This window comes from Dietzia sp. DQ11-71, assembly GCF_014144995.1.
Taxonomy (GTDB): Bacteria; Actinomycetota; Actinomycetes; order Mycobacteriales; family Mycobacteriaceae; genus Dietzia; species Dietzia kunjamensis.
Genome location: NZ_JAALDT010000451.1, coordinates 1 through 1,318, shown reverse-complemented (window position 1 = coordinate 1,318; position 1,318 = coordinate 1). Strand labels below are relative to the sequence as shown.

Sequence of the window (1,318 nt, the reverse complement as noted above, 5' to 3'; positions counted from 1 at the left end):
GGCGGGTCGCGCTCGGGGGCGTGATGGTGGCGGCCCTGGCGTTCGGGTCGGCGTGTGGGGTCGACGACGACGAGGGCGGCCCCGGCGCGGGCGGGCCGGAACGAGACGCGACCGCGGAGTCGGCCGGAATACCCGGGGCGGGGATCCCGCAGATCGACGCGGTGATGCCGCTTCCCGCCGGCGCGGTGATCAGCACGGACGTCCCCGCCGGCCTGCCCGACGAGAACGACGAGAGCTGCGATCCTCTGCCCAGTCTGCGGCCGAACGACGCCACCCCCGCGGAGCGGGTGCCGCGGATCCTCGAGCGGGGTCGACTGATCGTGGGACTGGACCAGGGCTCCAACCTGTTCTCCTTCCGCGACCCGGCCAGCGGCCAACTCACCGGCTTCGACGTGGACCTGGCGCGCGAGATCGCCGCGGACATCTTCGGCGATCCGCGACAGGTGGAGTTCCGGTCGCTGACGTCGTCGAACCGGCTCGAGGCGCTGGAGAACGACCAGGTGGACGTGGTGATCCGGTCGATGTCCATCACGTGCGCACGGCGCGAGCGGGTGACGTTCTCGGTGCCGTACTACCAGGCCTACCAGCGGGTGCTGGCGGTGCGCGGGTCGGGGATCACGGAGATCGAACACCTCGAGGGCAAGCGCGTGTGCGTGGCCGCCGGGACGACGTCGGCGTCGCGGTTGTGGGAGGAGTTGGATCGGATCACGGTGCTGTCGGTGAACACGTGGGCGGACTGCCTCGTGGCCATCCAGCAGAACCAGGTGGACGCGATCACCACCGACGACGCGATCCTCGTGGGCATCACCGCGCAGGACCCGTACCTGGAGATCGTGGGGCCGCAGCTCGACGCGGAACCGTACGGGGTGGGCATCGCCAAGTCCACGCCGGGCGACAACACCGACGGGCTGGTCCGTCAGGTCAACTCCACGCTCGAACGGATCAGGGCGGACGGCACGTGGAACCGCATGTATTCGACGTGGTTGTCCGGGCTGGGGCCCAACCCCGGGATGCCGGTGCCCAGGTATGTGCCGGAGGAGCAGCGATGAGTTACCGGAAGTGGGACGACCCGCTCGAGGAGGGCGAACCCAGCGTCGGTACGCAGGCCACGATGCGGACCGAGGCGGTGGCGGTGACGGAGGCCGCCACGGCGACCGGTCTGACCGAGGCGACGGGCGCGATGGAGGCCACGGGCGCGATGGAAGCCACGGGCGCGATGGGGGCGACCGGGGAGCTCGAGGCCACGGGCCCGCACGTCCATTCGGGAAGCATGGCGGAGACCGGGGCGGTCGAGGCCACCGGCGCGGTCGCGGCCACC

General features: G+C 71.5%; 1 protein-coding gene and 1 pseudogene. Both read left to right on the top strand.

Going from position 1 to position 1,318, the window contains the following annotated elements:
* Positions 1 to 1,049 (top strand): glutamate ABC transporter substrate-binding protein (locus G6023_RS14345; RefSeq protein WP_241727874.1); only part of this gene is annotated, 1,049 nt, incomplete at its 5' end.
* A pseudogene (locus G6023_RS14340) lies at positions 1,046 to 1,318 on the top strand (serine/threonine protein kinase); the annotation flags it as partial. The gene G6023_RS14345 and the pseudogene G6023_RS14340, both read left to right, overlap by 4 nt.